11 protein-coding genes are annotated in these 16,542 nt (G+C 44.2%); 5 read left to right on the plus strand and 6 right to left on the minus strand.

Annotated elements, in window-relative coordinates; translation table 11 throughout:
* Window positions 1–21: 21 nt before the first annotated feature.
* Window positions 22–966, minus strand: coding sequence for a 23S rRNA pseudouridine(955/2504/2580) synthase RluC (gene rluC, locus AB4517_RS11445; protein ID WP_017054981.1), 945 nt, complete (start codon window positions 964–966; stop codon window positions 22–24).
* 618 nt (window positions 967–1,584) lie between these two features.
* Here rluC and rne point away from each other — a divergent pair.
* Together rne and AB4517_RS11455 are read left to right on the plus strand one after the other, a co-directional pair.
* Window positions 1,585–4,719 (plus strand): ribonuclease E, encoded by a 3,135-nt coding sequence (rne, locus tag AB4517_RS11450; RefSeq protein ID WP_102427873.1) that lies wholly within the window; start codon window positions 1,585–1,587, stop codon window positions 4,717–4,719.
* Between the two features lie 258 nt (window positions 4,720–4,977).
* On the plus strand, window positions 4,978–6,525 hold the full coding sequence (locus AB4517_RS11455; protein ID WP_017062156.1) for a SulP family inorganic anion transporter: 1,548 nt from the start codon (window positions 4,978–4,980) through the stop codon (window positions 6,523–6,525).
* A gap of 114 nt (window positions 6,526–6,639) precedes the next feature.
* Here AB4517_RS11455 and AB4517_RS11460 read toward each other — a convergent pair whose 3' ends face one another.
* A complete protein-coding gene (locus AB4517_RS11460) occupies window positions 6,640–7,089 on the minus strand; it encodes a low molecular weight protein-tyrosine-phosphatase (protein WP_017067202.1) in 450 nt (149 codons plus the stop codon).
* An 84-nt stretch (window positions 7,090–7,173) separates the two neighbouring features.
* On the opposite strand from AB4517_RS11460, the gene cobO reads away from it, so the two are divergent.
* Window positions 7,174–7,779 carry a cob(I)yrinic acid a,c-diamide adenosyltransferase gene (gene cobO, locus AB4517_RS11465; RefSeq protein WP_372148376.1) on the plus strand — a complete coding sequence of 202 codons (606 nt, stop codon included), beginning with the start codon at window positions 7,174–7,176 and terminating at the stop codon, window positions 7,777–7,779.
* A gap of 221 nt (window positions 7,780–8,000) precedes the next feature.
* Here cobO and AB4517_RS11470 read toward each other — a convergent pair whose 3' ends face one another.
* The 3 genes from AB4517_RS11470 to apbC all read right to left on the minus strand — a co-directional run bounded on the left by AB4517_RS11470 (window position 8,001) and on the right by apbC (window position 12,209).
* Window positions 8,001–10,127 carry an AsmA family protein gene (locus AB4517_RS11470; protein WP_372148377.1) on the minus strand — a complete coding sequence of 709 codons (2,127 nt, stop codon included), beginning with the start codon at window positions 10,125–10,127 and terminating at the stop codon, window positions 8,001–8,003.
* A 106-nt stretch (window positions 10,128–10,233) separates the two neighbouring features.
* Window positions 10,234–10,875, minus strand: coding sequence for a uridine kinase (gene udk, locus AB4517_RS11475; RefSeq protein WP_004734002.1), 642 nt, complete (start codon window positions 10,873–10,875; stop codon window positions 10,234–10,236).
* 257 nt (window positions 10,876–11,132) lie between these two features.
* Window positions 11,133–12,209 (minus strand): iron-sulfur cluster carrier protein ApbC, encoded by a 1,077-nt coding sequence (gene apbC / locus AB4517_RS11480; protein WP_048613198.1) that lies wholly within the window; start codon window positions 12,207–12,209, stop codon window positions 11,133–11,135.
* 157 nt (window positions 12,210–12,366) lie between these two features.
* Here apbC and metG point away from each other — a divergent pair, with 157 nt between their 5' ends.
* Together metG and AB4517_RS11490 are read left to right on the plus strand one after the other, a co-directional pair.
* The gene (metG, locus tag AB4517_RS11485) at window positions 12,367–14,427 is read left to right on the plus strand and encodes a methionine--tRNA ligase (RefSeq protein ID WP_017062160.1); all 2,061 of its coding nucleotides are present in this window, start codon (window positions 12,367–12,369) and stop codon (window positions 14,425–14,427) included.
* 221 nt (window positions 14,428–14,648) lie between these two features.
* Complete coding sequence (locus AB4517_RS11490; protein ID WP_010437231.1) at window positions 14,649–15,128, plus strand: DUF1456 family protein; 480 nt, start codon at window positions 14,649–14,651, stop codon at window positions 15,126–15,128.
* A 194-nt stretch (window positions 15,129–15,322) separates the two neighbouring features.
* On the opposite strand, the gene fadR is transcribed toward AB4517_RS11490, so the two are convergent.
* Window positions 15,323–16,162 carry a fatty acid metabolism transcriptional regulator FadR gene (gene fadR, locus AB4517_RS11495; protein WP_017062161.1) on the minus strand — a complete coding sequence of 280 codons (840 nt, stop codon included), beginning with the start codon at window positions 16,160–16,162 and terminating at the stop codon, window positions 15,323–15,325.
* Between the last annotated feature and the right edge of the window lie 380 nt (window positions 16,163–16,542).

Genomic DNA, 16,542 nt, shown 5'->3' on the forward strand with positions numbered 1-16,542 from the left:
TATCTCGTATCTCGTATCTTCTTAAAGCTTACGTAAACCAGTTAGGGCTTTCTCTAGCCTTCTTTCCATTGGCGCCGAGATATCCATCTTCTCTTCACTACCTGGGTGTGTGAACTTGATGTTTGCTGCATGTAGGAACAGACGATCAAGACCAACCTTACCCGTGTAAGCGTCAAAACGACGATCACCGTAGCGATCATCCCAAGCAATTGGGTGACCAGTATACTGAGCGTGCACACGAATTTGGTGTGTTCGGCCTGTAATTGGGCTTGCTTGAATCAACGTCGCCTCTTGGAATTTTTCTAAAACCTTAAAACGGGTTTCAGAAGCTTTACCATTCGGGTTAACTCGAACAATGCTGTTCACTTCATTTTTCAACAAAGGTGCGTTGACGACTTTGCAGCTGTTCTTCCATTCGCCCATAACTAAAGCGAAGTAGTATTTTTGAACCGTTTTTTCACGGAACTGTGCTTGAAGGTGTCTTAGCGCCGAGCGCTTCTTAGCAACAAGCAAAATGCCAGACGTATCTCTATCGATACGGTGCACTAATTCAAGAAAACGAGCATCAGGGCGAAGAGCACGTAATGCTTCAATCGCGCCAAATTTTAATCCGCTACCACCATGAACAGCAGTGCCAGACGGTTTGTTAAGAATTAGCATGTGATCATCTTCATAAATGATGCACTGTTCTAATTCTGAAACCTTGTTGAGTTTCGTGCTCGGCACGTTCTCTTCTGTTTTCTCTTCAATAGTAACCGGAGGGATACGAACTAAATCGCCAGCTTTTAGTTTGTACTCAGCCTTAATGCGTTTTTTATTTACGCGGACTTCGCCTTTACGCACGATTCGGTAAATCATGCTTTTCGGGATGTTTTTTAATTGGTTGCGTAAGAAGTTATCAATACGCTGACCAGCCATATCTTCGTCAATGTCGACGAATTGGACTTGGGTTCTAATTTCGCTCATTGCGCTATTGTATCACTGTCACTTTTGATAATTGAGATTTTCTTAGCCCTATTCCGAACTTATTTATCCCTAATCCTTACCGATCTATCCCAAAATGGTCGCCGAAGTTCTATATTTCTTTGATTCTTCGAACAAAAAAGCACCAAGATTCCTGCAAATTAAAATATCAATTGATAAATTATTTATAGACAGTGAGTTAGAGCTATCAAAACCCAAACAAAAACTGTTTTTTTTACAGCATTCCGACAAAGCAGATTGCTGTGTTTACCGACCGCTGCTATAGTTCACAGCTGCTATCAGTGGTTTGACTATTATTTAAACAGCTAACCATTCATAAGCAAGTAAATGAGTAGATAACTCAGATTAGACAGTGCTGCAATCGGCGTAAGACACGGTCAACTGAGTTCCTTATCGCTCTACTCACGTACACTCATGTTGAGTATTCACCGCCACATCGCGGATCATAGGCTAACTCCCTATGATGACTGACGTGCCCCAGAGCATCCCTCTCCAGCCGGGAGGCTGCACCGATAAAGCCATGGGATCTGGCACCATGAGAAACGAAATAAAGCGATAAGAACAATGATGAAAATAAGAAAAGACAATGAGAACTTCTAAATGAAAAGAATGTTAATTAACGCAACTCAAAAAGAAGAGTTGCGTGTCGCTTTGGTTGATGGCCAACGACTGTTCGATCTAGATATCGAAAGTCCAGGTCACGAGTCAAAGAAAGCGAATATCTACAAAGGACGTATTACCCGTATTGAACCAAGCCTAGAAGCGGCATTCGTTGATTACGGCGCAGAACGTCACGGTTTCCTCCCTCTTAAAGAAATTGCCCGCGAATACTTCCCTGAAGGTTATACATACCAAGGCCGTCCTAGCATTAAAGAAGTGCTAAAAGAAGGCCAAGAAGTAATCGTACAAGTAGAGAAAGAAGAACGTGGTAGCAAAGGTGCTGCACTGACAACTTTCATCTCTTTGGCTGGTAGTTACTTAGTTCTTATGCCTAATAACCCTCGTGCTGGCGGTATTTCTCGTCGTATCGAAGGTGATGAACGCACTCAACTGAAAGCAGCATTAAGCACTCTTGAGCTTCCTCAAGGTATGGGCTTAATCGTGCGTACAGCGGGTGTTGGCAAAAGCGCAGAAGAGCTAGAGTGGGACCTGAATGTTCTATTGAACCATTGGGGCGCTATCAAGCAAGCTTCTGATTCAAATGCAGCTCCTTTCCTAATTCACCAAGAGAGTAACGTTATTGTTCGCGCAATTCGTGACTACCTACGTCGTGATATTGGCGAGATTCTAATCGACAGCAATACTATTTTTGAACGTGCACAAGCGCACATTCAATTAATACGCCCAGATTTCATGAATCGCGTTAAGAAATACGATGGTGAAGTGCCACTATTCAGCCATTACCAGATTGAAAGCCAGATCGAATCTGCTTTCCAACGTGAAGTTCGTCTTCCATCTGGTGGTTCTATCGTAATCGACCCAACAGAAGCACTGACTTCTATCGATATCAACTCTGCTCGTGCAACAAAGGGCGGCGATATTGAAGAAACAGCACTTAACACTAACCTAGAAGCTGCCGATGAAATTGCACGTCAATTACGTCTACGTGACCTAGGTGGTCTTGTTGTAATCGACTTTATCGATATGACCCCGGTTCGCCACCAACGCGAAGTAGAAAGCCGTCTACGTGATGCCGTTCGTTTAGATCGCGCACGTGTTCAGATTGGTCGTATTTCTCGCTTTGGTCTTCTAGAGATGTCTCGTCAACGTTTGAGCCCATCACTAGCAGAAGCAAGCCACCACATTTGTCCTCGTTGTACAGGTACTGGTGTTGTTCGTGATAACGAATCTCTAGCACTTTCTGTTCTACGTTTGATTGAAGAAGAAGCTCTAAAAGACAACACAGCACAAGTACTTGCTGTTGTGCCTGTTCCAATTGCTTCTTACCTTCTGAACGAAAAACGTCGCTCAGTAAACCACATCGAGAAGAACCAAGAAGTTAAGATCACTGTTGTTCCTAACTCAGACATGGAAACGCCGCATTTTGAGGTTATCCGTGTTCGTGAAGGTGAAGAGTTCGATCTACTATCTTACTTGCTGCCTAACAAGCTAGAAGCTCTAAAAGAAGCGGAAAGCAAAGAGCCTGCTGAACAGACTATTCGTCCTAAGAAGATCGAAGAACCTGCTCTGAAAGGCTTCGCAGCTCCTGCTCAATCAGCACCAACTCCTGCTCCAGCACCTAAAGCTGTAGAAGAGAAGAAAGCTGAACCAGCAGCGACTCAAGAACCAGGCCTAATTGGTCGTTTCTTCAAAGCTATCGGTAGCTTCTTATTTGGCTCTTCAACTCAAGAAGAGAAAAAAGAAGAAGAGAAGAAAGAAGAAGAAAAACCTAAAAACAATCGTAACAACGGCAACCGTCAACGCCGTGATCGTAACGATAACCGTCGTCGTAACCAACGTGGTGAGCGTGGCGAACAGCGTAACGACCGTGGTGAACGTGGTGACAATCGTAACGAAAACCGTGACAACAAACGCCGCCGTAAGCCAGCTCGTGATGAGAAGCCTGAAGAGCAAAAAGAAGCAGCTCCACAGCAAACTCGTCAGCCTCGCAAGCCTAAGCAAGACCGTCGCAACAAGCCACGTGATGAGCAGAAGCAACGCGAAGAGCAAGCACCATCTAAATTAGCAGAAGAAGGTCTACAGCTAGCAGCAGAAGCACAAGCTGGTAAACCGGAAGCGCCTAAGGCTAAACCTGAAGCGAAAGCAGCTAAGATTAAAGAGCGTCGTCAGCGTCGTAAACTGAACAAGCAAGTTCGTGTTAAAGACCAACAAGCTCAAGCTGAAGATAACGCTTCAAAAGAGCAGGTTGCTGCTAAAGAACTATCTGTTTCAAAAGAACAGTCAGTAGCTCAAGAGCAAAAAGTTGCGGAACAAGTAGAAGCAACTCAAGCGAATGCAGAGCAAACTGAACAGGAAGAGCCGAAACAACGTCGTAACCGTCGTTCTCCACGTCACCTACGTGCAAGTGGTCAACGTCGTCGTCGCGGTCGTGATCGTCGCCCTAACCCATTCCGCCTACGTAAAGGTGGTGTAGCTTCTCCAGAGATGGCTATGGGTAAAGTGATGCCTCGCTTCATTCCAAAACCTCACCACAAGCAGGCAAAGCCTGAAGTGGCTGAAGTTCAAGTAGCAGCTGAAGCTCAAACATCTGTTCAAGAGCAGAATGTTGCTCTAGAGACGGCACCACAAAGCAACGTAGCAATGACTGGCGGCTTCGCATGTCCAGAGCTTGCAATGGGTAAAGTTATCATCCGTCGTGAAGATGCTGCTGTTGAAGCTCAAGTAGCTGAGACTCCTGCTGTAGTTGAAGCTCCTGCAGTCGTTGAAGAAGCACCAGTGGTTGCAGAAGCGACGAAAGTTGAAGCGCCTGTTGTAGCAGAAGCTGTGCAAGCAGAAGCAACACCAGTTGTTGAAGCTGAAGCGCCTAAAGCTGAAAGTGCAAAAGTTGAAGAAGCACCTGTTGTTAAAGCAGAAGCTCCTAAAGCGGCACCAAAGGCAGCTGTTGCTAAGAAGCAAGCCGGTTCACCAATGACTAAAGCTCCTGGTCCTCAAGAGATCAAAGAGATTGAAGTGATTGCAGCTCCGTTCCGCACTGAACGTTTTGTATCGAAAGGTGCAGGCAGTCAGGCAGCGTCGAACAAAGCTGGCGCGGCGATGACTAAGCCAAACTACTAGTGATTACTGATAGGTAATCGCGAGTAAATAGAATCAAAGGCTGCTTATTAAAGCAGCCTTTTTCATATCTACTAATCGAATAAAAATTAACAGATATATTACTCAAAGTTAGGTTCAACCTTGAACTTAATCACATTTTTGGGTAGCATTCGCGCACTTATCTTTTCGACACTTCGCTATTGCCGCTCTTTTCCATCACTGTTTGGCTACGCAATACACCCGTGTCGGTAAATCCATCTTAAGCATAGCTGAGCAAACATGTTCGAATTCCCACAATTTTCAAAGCACTCTGTAAAGAATGACGTGCTTTCAGGTCTTACAGTAGCCCTGGCTCTGGTACCTGAAGCTGTAGCATTCGCCTTTGTTGCTGGCGTTGACCCAATGGTTGGTCTTTATGCAGCATTCATCGTAGGTTTAATCACTTCTGTCTTTGGCGGCCGTCCAGGTATGATTTCTGGCGCAACCGGCGCAATGGCCGTTGTAATGGTGAGCCTAGTGGCAACCCATGGTGTTCAATACCTATTCGCAGCCGTTATGCTGGCTGGCCTTCTGCAAATTGCAGCAGGTGTATTTAAACTAGGTAAATTTATCCGTATCGTTCCACACCCAGTAATGATTGGTTTCGTGAACGGTTTGGCCATTGTTATCTTCCTAGCTCAACTTGGTCAATTTAAAGCGCCAGACGTAACAGGTGCGTTGACTTGGTTACCAAGCGGTCAAATGACACTAATGCTAGGTCTAGTAGCCCTTACAATGGCTATCATCCACTTCCTACCTAAGCTAACAACAGCAGTACCATCTTCATTAGTTGCTATTGTTACAGTAACGGCTTTGGTTGTGGGTCTTGACCTTGAAACTCGCACTGTTGTCGACTTCCTACGTACAATGTCTGGTGACGAAGCTGCTACGCTAGCGGGCTCTCTTCCAACATTCTCAATTCCTGCTGTTCCGTTTTCTTTAGATACACTACAGATCATCCTGCCTTACGCAATTATCCTTGCGGCTATCGGCCTGATTGAATCTCTGCTGACACTGACAGTACTAGACGAAATGACAAACACTCGTGGTCAATCTAACCGTGAATGTGTTGGTCAAGGTATGGCTAACGTAACGTGTTCTGTATTCGGTGCGATGGGTGGTTGTGCGATGATCGGTCAATCGATGATCAACGTAAACTCAGGTGGTCGTGGTCGTCTTTCAGGTATCGTCGCCGCAGTTGCACTACTGATGTTCATCCTGTTCGGTTCTGCACTGATTGAAATGATTCCTCTAGCAGCACTTGTGGGCGTAATGTTCATGGTTGTTATCGGCACATTTGAATGGGCAACCTTCAAGCTTGCGCGTCGCGTTCCTAAACAAGACTTCTTCGTTATCGTTCTTGTTACCGTAGTAACAGTACTGACTGATCTTGCTGTGGCAGTAGGTGTTGGTGTTGTCGCTTCTGCGCTAATGTTTGCTTGGCAACATGCTAAACACATCTACGCAGATACATCAGTAAACGCTGAAGGCTCAAAAGAGTACAAAGTTAACGGCCCAATCTTCTTTGGTTCAACGGCTAACTTCCTAGAGTTGTTTGACGCATACAACGATCCACAAGATGTAATCGTTGATTTCGCAAACTCACGCGTGACTGACCACTCTGCAATTGAAGCGATCGACACGATTGCTGACCGTTACGCGGCGCTAGGTAAAACACTTCACCTTCGCCACCTAAGCCAAGACTGTGTTGCTATGCTGCACAAAGCAGGTAGCTTAGTTGAAGCGAACGTTGCAGAAGACCCAATCTACAAAGTAATGTCTAAGTAATCTTAGCTGTAGCTTTAAGTTAGATTTAGAGAGGCCGACATTCAATGTCGGCCTTTTTTATACCTATCGGTCAGCCCTTACGCTGATAACAAAACGACATACATTGTTCCTACACTACATCGAACGCAGTATCGCTTCGCTAGACTCTTCGATTAAATCCAACACCAATTCAAAACCATTTCCCTCACCATAATACGGATCGGGGATCTCTTGATATTGTGACTCTCCAAAGCTCAAAAATAATGCGAGCTTGTATTGGAGGTGAACTGGGCATTGGCTCATTAAGTCGTCTAAATTCGCCCTATCGGCCGCGAGTATCAGGTCAAATTCTTCGAAGTCATTATCTACCACTTTACGAGAAGTAATCCCCTTAAAGCTGTAGCCTCGCTTCTCTCCTGCAGATTTGGATCGCGAGTCTGGCGGGTTGCCTTGATGAAAACCAATCGTCCCCGCAGAGTCGACCACAACATCAATATCCAGCTGTTGCGCTTTCTTCCTTAGCACCGCTTCACCTGTTGGCGAGCGGCAAATATTCCCCATACAAACTACGAGTATCTTTTTCATCCCTAATCACCTGTTCTTCCGATGGTTTTTGCTATCGTTAAGTTAGGCTATGATAGACGCAATCACAACTTAAAAGGATTTGTTATGTCGACTGAAGACAACAAAGAACAACGCCACAAAGCAAGACAACAGAAAGTAAAAGAACAAGTCGATGCACGTGTCGCTGCAGCACAAGAAGTAAAAGGCCTATTGCTGGTCATCACGGGTAACGGTAAAGGTAAATCAACATCCGGTTTTGGTACGATTACACGTGCAGTTGGTCATGGTAAGAAATGCGCCGTTGCTCAGTTTGTTAAAGGTACCTGGGATAACGGCGAAAAAAACGTTCTGCAAAAGCTTGATGTCGAGTTCCAAGTCATGGGCACAGGCTTTACTTGGGAAACTCAGAACAAAGCGCAAGATATTGAAGCTGCGCAGCGTGTATGGAAAGAGTGCCAACGCATGCTGGCTGATGAGTCGATCGATGTGATTCTGTTTGATGAACTGACTTACATGGTTAACTACGGTTACATCGAACTCGATGAAGTGGTTGAGGCGTTGAATAACCGCCCGAAGATGCAGTCTGTCATCATTACAGGTCGTGGCGCGCACCGTACTCTTACTGAGATAGCAGATACAGTATCTGAAGTTCGCAATGTGAAACACGCTTTTGAATCTGGTGTTAAAGCGCTACAAGGCGTTGACTGGTAATCACCTTCAACCAGAGATCCCCGACTCGGTCATTCTTCCCTCTCGAGGATGACGACCACTAGGCCGTTACGCTCTTGAACAAAGGACGACGGCCTATCGTCATTCCCTAGAGCGAGGGACGAGTGTCATAGGGAATCTCTCGAAAGTATTATAAGCATCCAAACAAAAGCGCCACTCCTACAATAGGAATGGCGCTTCTTTTATATACGAGTTAAAAACGTTTAGTTAAAGAAACCTTTCAATAAACCATCTACGGCTTCTTTGGTTTTCTCGTCTTTGATCTTGTCCGTTAGCTTGTTCACACCACGGTCAATTTCTTTCTGTGCTTTCTGTTTCAATACATCATCAAAAACAAGTGCAAATTTCGGGGCTGCCCATTGGCCGGTTACCTTAATTGGGATAGTCACATCTTTCAGATCATCGATGCTCTTACCGCCCTGACCTTCAAGTGAACCCACAATCGATGTACGAACAAGGAAGTCTACAGTCTCATTAATGAAGTTCGCTTTACCTTGGCCTGTCACACGTAACAGTGGCGACTGTGCAGATAAGTCGTTCGTTGAAACCCAACCTTTGTCCACTTTCAGTGTCGCTTTCATTGCACTGAAGTCCGTTTTTTGAGCTTCATTTGTGCTTTCAACTTTCTCGCCCTTGATCTTAGCGTAGTTTTCTCGAATCAGTTGAGCTACGTTGATGCCGTTAACTGCACCATCTTCAAAGTTAATCGCGATAGTACCGACTAGGTTTTTCTTGATACCCGTCGGAGTTAGACTCTTACCTTTCACGTTGACATCAATATTACCGGTACCTTCCAGCATATCGTTATCTGCAACATCAACCAGTAACGGTTGTACTTTCACGCCTTTGATTTTCTTCTTAGCCGTGTAAGTCGCTGGTGTTTTACGAGCGTCTAACTTTGCAGTAGCAGAAATAGAACCTTGGTAAAGATTCGAGGTGAATGAGGTTAGCTCTGCGATACCACGGTTAACCGAAAATGCGGTTTTAACATTCTGCATCTTCGCGTTGTTCGCCTTGAACTTATCAATCGTGATGTCACCTTTCACGTCTAACGTTTTCAGAGCCGACAGATCAGGTTCCACTTCTTTAGCTGGATCTGAACTACCAGAACTTGACGTTGAACCACCAGCAGAACCAGAAGGCGCTGTGCTCGCTGTTTCTGTTGTATTGCCTAAGCCTAAGAATTCATCTAAATCAATATTCAGGCTATGAAGAGAGAAACGAACCTTTGGTATTTCAGATAGGATTACGTCTGCTTTACCGTCTAATGCAATAGCGTTAGCTTGTAGCTTCTCTAACACAAAGCTCAGGTGGCTCTTGTTAAGATCGAAGCTTAAGTCAGACAGCATGTCGACTTTCATTGGAGACTGAGGAAGCGTGTCGCCTTTGAATGTTGAGTCTAACGTTAACTTGTTCAGCGTTACTTTTGAAATCGCGCTATCAACAGTAAGTTCACCGCCACCTTTAAGATCAAGGTCAAGGCCAGCTGCATTACCGATTACAGCGTAAGTCAGTTGGTTTACCTTATCGAACTCAAACGTATTCAAGCCAATTTTTGCTGACTCAATCGACGTCGCTGGATCATTGAACTTAGCGTTTAAGTCGATATTACGAAGTGCGTAACTTGCAAAGCCTTCAGCTAATTTGAATTCTGCACTGCCTTGTGCAGAGAACTTCTGTTGATTGTTCTCACCAGAAGCCGCAAATGTCGCGGTTGTCCATGTATCAACGGCAAACTCAGAAAGATTCAAAGACACATCGTATAGCTTAGTGAATGAACCCGCTTGCTTGTCGTCCATTTCAAACAATGCGTTTGATACAGTTACGCCTGCAAGGTTGATCGTCCAACCCGATGCGTCTGTGGTAGTTTGCTCTTGAGGGGCAGGCGCTGATTCAGAACTTGTGCCTGCTGCAGGCTCAGATTCTTGAGGCGCTGACGCTTGCGTTAGTGCATCAATGTTCTTGCGACCATCTTTAAGCGTTTCTAAATAGAATTCTGCACCATCTAGAGTAATGTTGCCGATCTCTAGTTGGTTGCTAAATAGCGGAGTAACCGAAACGTCAACGCCAACGGTATCAACCTTAAATAGGTTAGGTTGCGTAAAACCTTCAGGGTTGCGTAATTCAGTTTGACCAAGTTCAAAGCCAATGGATGGGAAGAATTGCCAGCTGATATCCCCCTCGATCACTAGCTCTAGGCCTGTGTGTTTTTGGGCTTGTTCGACAATTAATGGCTTAAATTGGTTGGGATTCACTAACAGCACTAGTGCCAGAATTGCTGCAATTACAACAAACACTGGTACAGCTATGAAAATGAGTAGTTTCTTCATCCGCATATTCCTTGCTTAGATTCCAAAAGAAAGTGGCACTATAAAAGTGCCACTGATTCGGTAAAAAATAAAGCTAAGTGAGTCACTTAGGCAAAATTTTATTCGATTAAGACTTCAACAACTTCGCAATGTGCGCTTTTAGCACATCAATCGCAATACGGTTTTTACCACCACGAGGAACGATGATGTCTGCATGTTGTTTTGAAGGCTCGATAAACTGCATGAACATTGGACGTACTGTTTCTTGGTATTGCTTAAGTACAGTGTCCATTGTACGACCACGCTCTTCTACATCACGCTTAACACGGCGTAATAGACAGATGTCTAATGGTGTATCCATAAACACACTTGCGTGCATTAGTTTACGAAGACGCGGGTCTGTTAGAAGCAGAATACCCTCTAAAATGATCACTTTCTTTGGAGTAAGTGTAGTCGTTTCAGAAGTACGTGTGTGCTCTGTGTAGCTGTATTCAGGAACTTCTACGGCGTTGCCACTCATTAGCTGCTGTAGATGTTCACATAAAAGATCATGATCTAGTGCATTTGGGTGATCGTAGTTAGTTTTAACACGCTCTTCCATACTCAAGTGGCTTTGGTCGCTGTAATAGCAATCTTCCGTGATAACACCAATTTGATGGTCGCCTACTTTTTCGCGCAATTCATTATAAATTGTACTAGCAATCAGACTTTTTCCTGAAGCTGAAGCGCCAGCGATACCTACGATGACACATTGATTATTATCAGACATTAATTTTGCACCCGATATGGTTTGGTGGTGGGAAGAGATAAACCGCCTGATTATAGGGGCTAAAGCACATAGATTCTAGTCGCCATTTTAGCTAATTGCAGTCAAATTGATGATATCAATGCATTTAATGAATGCAATCGTTTGCTTTCAAATAACTTGCCTACAACTATTTGCACAACCCCAATGGCTATCAGCCTAAATCCAACCGCTATTTATCTAATCCAACATGATTAACACAACTTTTTGATTATCTTTCGCTATTCAACCAAAGAAAAGTTAATCGCTTCTGGTCTCGCCTTGCCGGTCCAGAACATCTTCGCAGCCACATTCTCTGCAAGCTCTAAGTAGTGACGTGTATGTTCACTATCTGGACGACGAATCACCGTCGGGCAACCTGCATCGATATCTTCTCGCACATCAATATGAAGAGGGATCTGTGCCAAAATATCGAGGTAAAACTCTTCTGACATAGCTTCGGCACCACCAGCACCAAAGATATGCTCTTTCTCACCACAGTGACTACAAATATGATAGCTCATGTTTTCAACTAAGCCTGCGACTGGCACACTCACCTTATCAAACATCGCTACGCCTTTACGTGCATCCGCTAGCGCCAAATCTTGAGGAGTGGTCACCACTACAGCCCCGGTCACTGGGATCTGTTGCGATAACGTCAGCTGAATATCGCCCGTGCCCGGTGGCATATCAATAACTAGATAATCCAACTCTGGCCATACGGTTTCGTTAACAAGCTGACCTAAAGCCTTGGCCGCCATTGGACCGCGCCAAATCGCAGCGTCATCTTTCGACACAAGATAACCGATAGAGTGAGTGAAAATACCGTGCGCTTCGATTGGCATCATCCACTTGTTATTCTGGACTTCTGGTTTCGCATCTAATTGGCCAAGCATCATAGGTACAGAAGGACCATAGATATCCGCATCCAACAAACCCACTTTTGAACCAGACTTAGATAAAGCCAAAGCAAGGTTGACTGAAGTGGTCGATTTACCCACCCCACCCTTTGCCGACGTCACGGCAATAATATTCTTAACACCCTTCAATGGCGTCGCCACTGTGGTTTCCAGCGCAGACGGTTTCACTTTTACTTCAAACTGAAAAGCGCTAACAAGCTGTTGTTCAATCTGAGAGTGAATCCACTGTTCCAATTCAACCGCAAGCTGATTAGCGGCAAAAGGTAAGGTGATAACAAATGATCCACGCGGATCAACCGATACAATATTTTGGTGTAGCGCCCACTCTGGGATGAGGATTGGTGACTCGAACTCATTCAACCATGAACAGAAATCTTGCTTAGAAGTAAAGTTACGCATTGGGACTCCTTTTTTTATTTATGCTATCACCCACGAGATGAAGACTGAACCCCTAAAAAACTAGGGGAATCCTTAGTCTGATACCTTGGCGTATCACACGTTATAAAGTAGTATTACCTCTCAAATTTATACCTATCAAAAAAGCGAATTATTAAGTATGGCAACTGATCCAAGACAACTTTTGGTAACTTGTGCGCTTCCGTACGCTAACGGCTCTATTCACCTTGGCCATATGCTTGAGCATATCCAAGCTGATATCTGGGTTCGATACCAGCGTCTACGTGGCAACACTGTAAACTTCATCTGTGCTGACGATGCTCACGGCACGCCAATTATGCTTAAAGCTCAACAGATGGGTATCACGCCAGAAGAGATGATCGCTGCTGTTAGTGAAGAGCACCAAAAAGACTTCGCTGGCTTTGATATCAGCTTTGATAACTACCACAGCACACACAGCGAAGAGAACCGTGAACTGGCTTCTCACATCTACTTAGAACTTAAAAAGAACGGCTTCATTTCTAGCCGCACTATTTCTCAGCTTTTCGATCCTGAGAAAGAGATGTTCCTACCAGACCGCTTCGTAAAAGGTACTTGCCCTAAGTGTAAGTCAGAAGACCAGTATGGTGATAACTGTGATAACTGTGGTGAGACATACAGCCCAACTGAGCTAATTAACCCTAAATCAGCGGTTTCTGGCGCAACTCCAGTAATGAAAGACTCTGAGCACTTCTTCTTCGACCTACCTCAGTTCGAAAGCATGCTTAAAGAGTGGACTCGTTCTGGCTCTCTACAGAATGAAACTGCAAACAAAATGCAGGAATGGTTTGAGTCTGGTCTGCAACAGTGGGATATCTCACGTGATGCACCTTACTTCGGCTTTGAAATCCCAGGCGAAAAAGACAAGTTCTTCTACGTATGGCTAGACGCACCTGTTGGCTACATGGCTTCTTTCAAGAACCTATGTGACAAACGTGACGATCTAAACTTCGATGAATACTGGAAGAAAGACAGCACAACTGAGCTTTACCACTTCATCGGTAAAGACATTGTTTACTTCCACAGCCTATTCTGGCCAGCAATGCTAGACGGCGCAGGTTTCCGTAAGCCAAACAACGTATTCGTACACGGCTACGTAACAGTGAACGGTGCGAAGATGTCTAAGTCGAAAGGCACATTCATCAAAGCAAGCACGTACCTAAACCACCTAGACCCTGAGTGTCTACGTTACTACTACGCTGCGAAACTAAACAGCCGCATCGATGACTTAGATCTTAACCTTGAAGACTTCACTCAACGTGTAAACGCTGACGTAGTAAACAAGATTGTTAACCTAGCTTCTCGTAACGCTGGCTTCATTACTAAGCGTTTTGAAGGCAAGCTAGCTGCTGAATTTGCAGAGCCTGAGCTATACAACGAATTCGTTGCTGCTGCCGAGCGTATCGGTGAGCTATACGAAACTCGTGAATTCAGCCGTGCTATCCGTGAAATCACTGCACTAGCGGATAAAGCTAACCAGTACATCGACGAAAAAGCACCTTGGGTTCTTGCAAAAGAAGAAGGCAAAGAAGCTGAGCTTCAACAAGTTTCTTCTGTAGGTATTAACCTATTCCGCGTACTGATGGCTTACCTGAAACCAGTGATGCCAGAGCTTGCAGCTCGCACTGAAGCTTTCCTAAACGAAGAGCTAACGTGGGAAGCGATTGCTACTCCGCTAACTGATCACGAGATCACTAAGTTCAAAGCGCTATTCAACCGCATTGACCCTAAGAAAGTGGAAGCAATGGTTGAGTCTTCTAAAGAAGATGCAGCCGCTGAAGCAGCAGCGAAAGAAAAAGCAGAAGCTGAAAAAGAGCAAGCAAGCCAAACTGAGCTAGACAAAGAGCCAATCGCAGACGAGATTGAGTTCGATGCCTTTGCAGCAGTAGACATGCGTATCGCTCGTATCATCTCTTGTGAAGAAGTACCAAAAGCGAACAAACTACTGAAGTTCCAACTAGACATCGGTGGTGAGACTCGCCAAGTATTCTCTGGTATCAAATCAGCATACAAACCTGAAGAGCTAGAAGGCAAGCTAACTGTAATGGTAGCAAACCTAAAACCTCGTAAGATGAAGTTTGGTATGTCTGAAGGCATGATCCTAGCAGCGGGCCCTGGCGGCAGCGACCTATGGATCCTTGAGCCACACGAAGGTGCTCAACCTGGTATGCGTGTAATGTAATTCTGACTCCAGTCAGATAACAAGCACCCATCACTAAATCCCTAATGCATTTTTGACTTGAAAGAGTTAATCAGCATTGGGGATTTTTTATATCTACCGAAAATTAGCGTTCTCTGTTAGAGTCGCCGTCAACTATGCTATGTAGAGTAGAAATTGGTTCGTCGACAAAAATAGGCTAAACCAACACCTCTTTACTCTAAAACCCTTTTTAGGAATCCCCAGTGACTAACAACGAAATCTTGCGTCGTATTCAACACGCACTAAACCTTAAAAATGCACAAATCATCAAAGCTATCGAACAAGCTGATGTGACTGTTGCTCATGACCAAGTGATTAACTGGCTAAAAGATGACAACGACAAGTCATGCTCTAAGATGAAAGATAAAGAGTTGGCGGTATTCCTAAATGGTTTCATCAACCTTAAGCGTGGCAAAAAAGAAGGCGAGCAACCTAAACCTGAAGTTGCACTGACGAACAACATGATCTTCATGAAGCTTCGTATCGCATTAAACATGAAAGCAGAAGATGTTTTGGACGTACTAGAAGTGGTTGGCATTAGCTTGAGCAAGTACGAAATCGGCGCTTACTTCCGCAAGCCAGAAAACAAAAACTACAAAGTGTGTGAAGACCAACTACTTTGCGATTTTCTAAACGGTGTGCAATTTACCAACCGTCCAGACTCAGAAGAGTTTGCGGGTTAAGTTACTACTCCTAGATAAATTTTAAGTTGCTACACATAGATAAATTACTCGTCATAGGTAAGTAACTGACCCACTGATAATTTTCTAGTAACGACAGATAAATAAAAAGCGGCGAGATAATTGAATTATCTCGCCGCTTTTTCGTTTTCTTTACGTCACTGACTAAACAGGAACAACAATAGTAAACCTATGCCTTAGCTGTCGTCTTCAGTGAAGTTCGTCGGCAATGTCGTTTTCATTTCATTCCAAACTTGTGCACTTGCGATACCGTAGTTACGAATCACTAATGGCAAAGTTTCGCGCTCGCCACTTTCACAGATAATGAACAACTCTTTATAAAAGTCCATCGCTAAACGTCGTGCTTCTGGGTTAGAGAAGTAGTAGCTACCGATACGGTCATAAAGTTTACGCACACCGTTAAAGATCAGGCCGTAAATCTGGTTGCCTGAGTGGAATGCCAAACGTTGGAAAAGCATGTAATCATAGAAGTTGAAAGTCTTCGCGATTAAGATCGTCTGACGTTTCGCTTCATCTTTTTCTGAATCTTCTTTTACCGCTTGTTTGATCTTGTCAGCGTATGGCGACGATTCTAGGAACTCATCCCAAGTTGGTGCCGCAAGTAGCGCTTCACAAGATTCAATCACGTTACTGATAGTACGCTCTGAAGCTTCTTTGTTTGCTTTGAATGCATAACGCATAAAGATCGGGCTGATATTAGTACGAGCAGCAAGCAGGTCTTCTACCATTTTGCTTGCGTTATCAACGTCCAACGTCATTAGCGTATCAAGGATATGAAGACCTGAGGTTTCCATAAACTGGTTAACTTTAGTTGGTTTGCCATGTTGGATTGTCAACCAACCATCACGAGCAAGACGTTGTAGTACTTCACGAAGCGTAGTACGTGTAACACCAATCAGCTCAGAAAGCTCACGCTCTGCGGGCAAGATAGAACCTGGAGGGAAACGGCCATTCCAAATACTTTCAATGATATACTTCTCTGCAAATCCTGCCGGGCTCTTCGCCTTAATGACCATCTACACTTCAATCCAATTTAATTATTCTGTTCTAATTTACTCATCATACCACTAGTTCACACCTAGCGGAAACACCCTCAAAAATTTTACTCACCCTAAACACCGTTAGAGTTATAACTCTAAAGTTCAGCACACGTTTGCACCTCAGATTTATAAAGCAAGCGACTCTAAACCACCATTTAAACAAACCGTTAACACAACAATTTTTCTTTAAAATCAATGGGATTGGTCATATTTTTAAAGCTATTAATTTGCAATATTAAGTTGTAATAATCATATATAAGCCGTCGTTATTCTGTAATTTTCAATCATTTCGCTGAAATATTGATTCTAGTCGGTTTTTATCACATTTTAAGTGGTATGCTTGCGCTACTTTGATC

The sequence above is a fragment of the Vibrio sp. 10N.222.52.C3 genome (assembly GCF_041474195.1).
GTDB classification, from domain to species: domain Bacteria; phylum Pseudomonadota; class Gammaproteobacteria; order Enterobacterales; family Vibrionaceae; genus Vibrio; species Vibrio crassostreae_C.

Excerpts from the sequence above, each read along its gene's own strand:
- AB4517_RS11460 (WP_017067202.1), bottom strand. The coding sequence starts at position 7,089 with ATGAAAAAGATACTCGTAGTTTGTATGGGGAATATTTGCCGCTCGCCA.
- rne (WP_102427873.1), top strand. The coding sequence starts at position 1,585 with ATGAAAAGAATGTTAATTAACGCAACTCAAAAAGAAGAGTTGCGTGTC.
- apbC (WP_048613198.1), bottom strand. The coding sequence starts at position 12,209 with ATGCGTAACTTTACTTCTAAGCAAGATTTCTGTTCATGGTTGAATGAG.
- AB4517_RS11455 (WP_017062156.1), top strand. The coding sequence starts at position 4,978 with ATGTTCGAATTCCCACAATTTTCAAAGCACTCTGTAAAGAATGACGTG.
- metG (WP_017062160.1), top strand. The coding sequence starts at position 12,367 with ATGGCAACTGATCCAAGACAACTTTTGGTAACTTGTGCGCTTCCGTAC.
- rluC (WP_017054981.1), bottom strand. The coding sequence starts at position 966 with ATGAGCGAAATTAGAACCCAAGTCCAATTCGTCGACATTGACGAAGAT.
- fadR (WP_017062161.1), bottom strand. The coding sequence starts at position 16,162 with ATGGTCATTAAGGCGAAGAGCCCGGCAGGATTTGCAGAGAAGTATATC.
- AB4517_RS11470 (WP_372148377.1), bottom strand. The coding sequence starts at position 10,127 with ATGAAGAAACTACTCATTTTCATAGCTGTACCAGTGTTTGTTGTAATT.
- cobO (WP_372148376.1), top strand. The coding sequence starts at position 7,174 with ATGTCGACTGAAGACAACAAAGAACAACGCCACAAAGCAAGACAACAG.
- udk (WP_004734002.1), bottom strand. The coding sequence starts at position 10,875 with ATGTCTGATAATAATCAATGTGTCATCGTAGGTATCGCTGGCGCTTCA.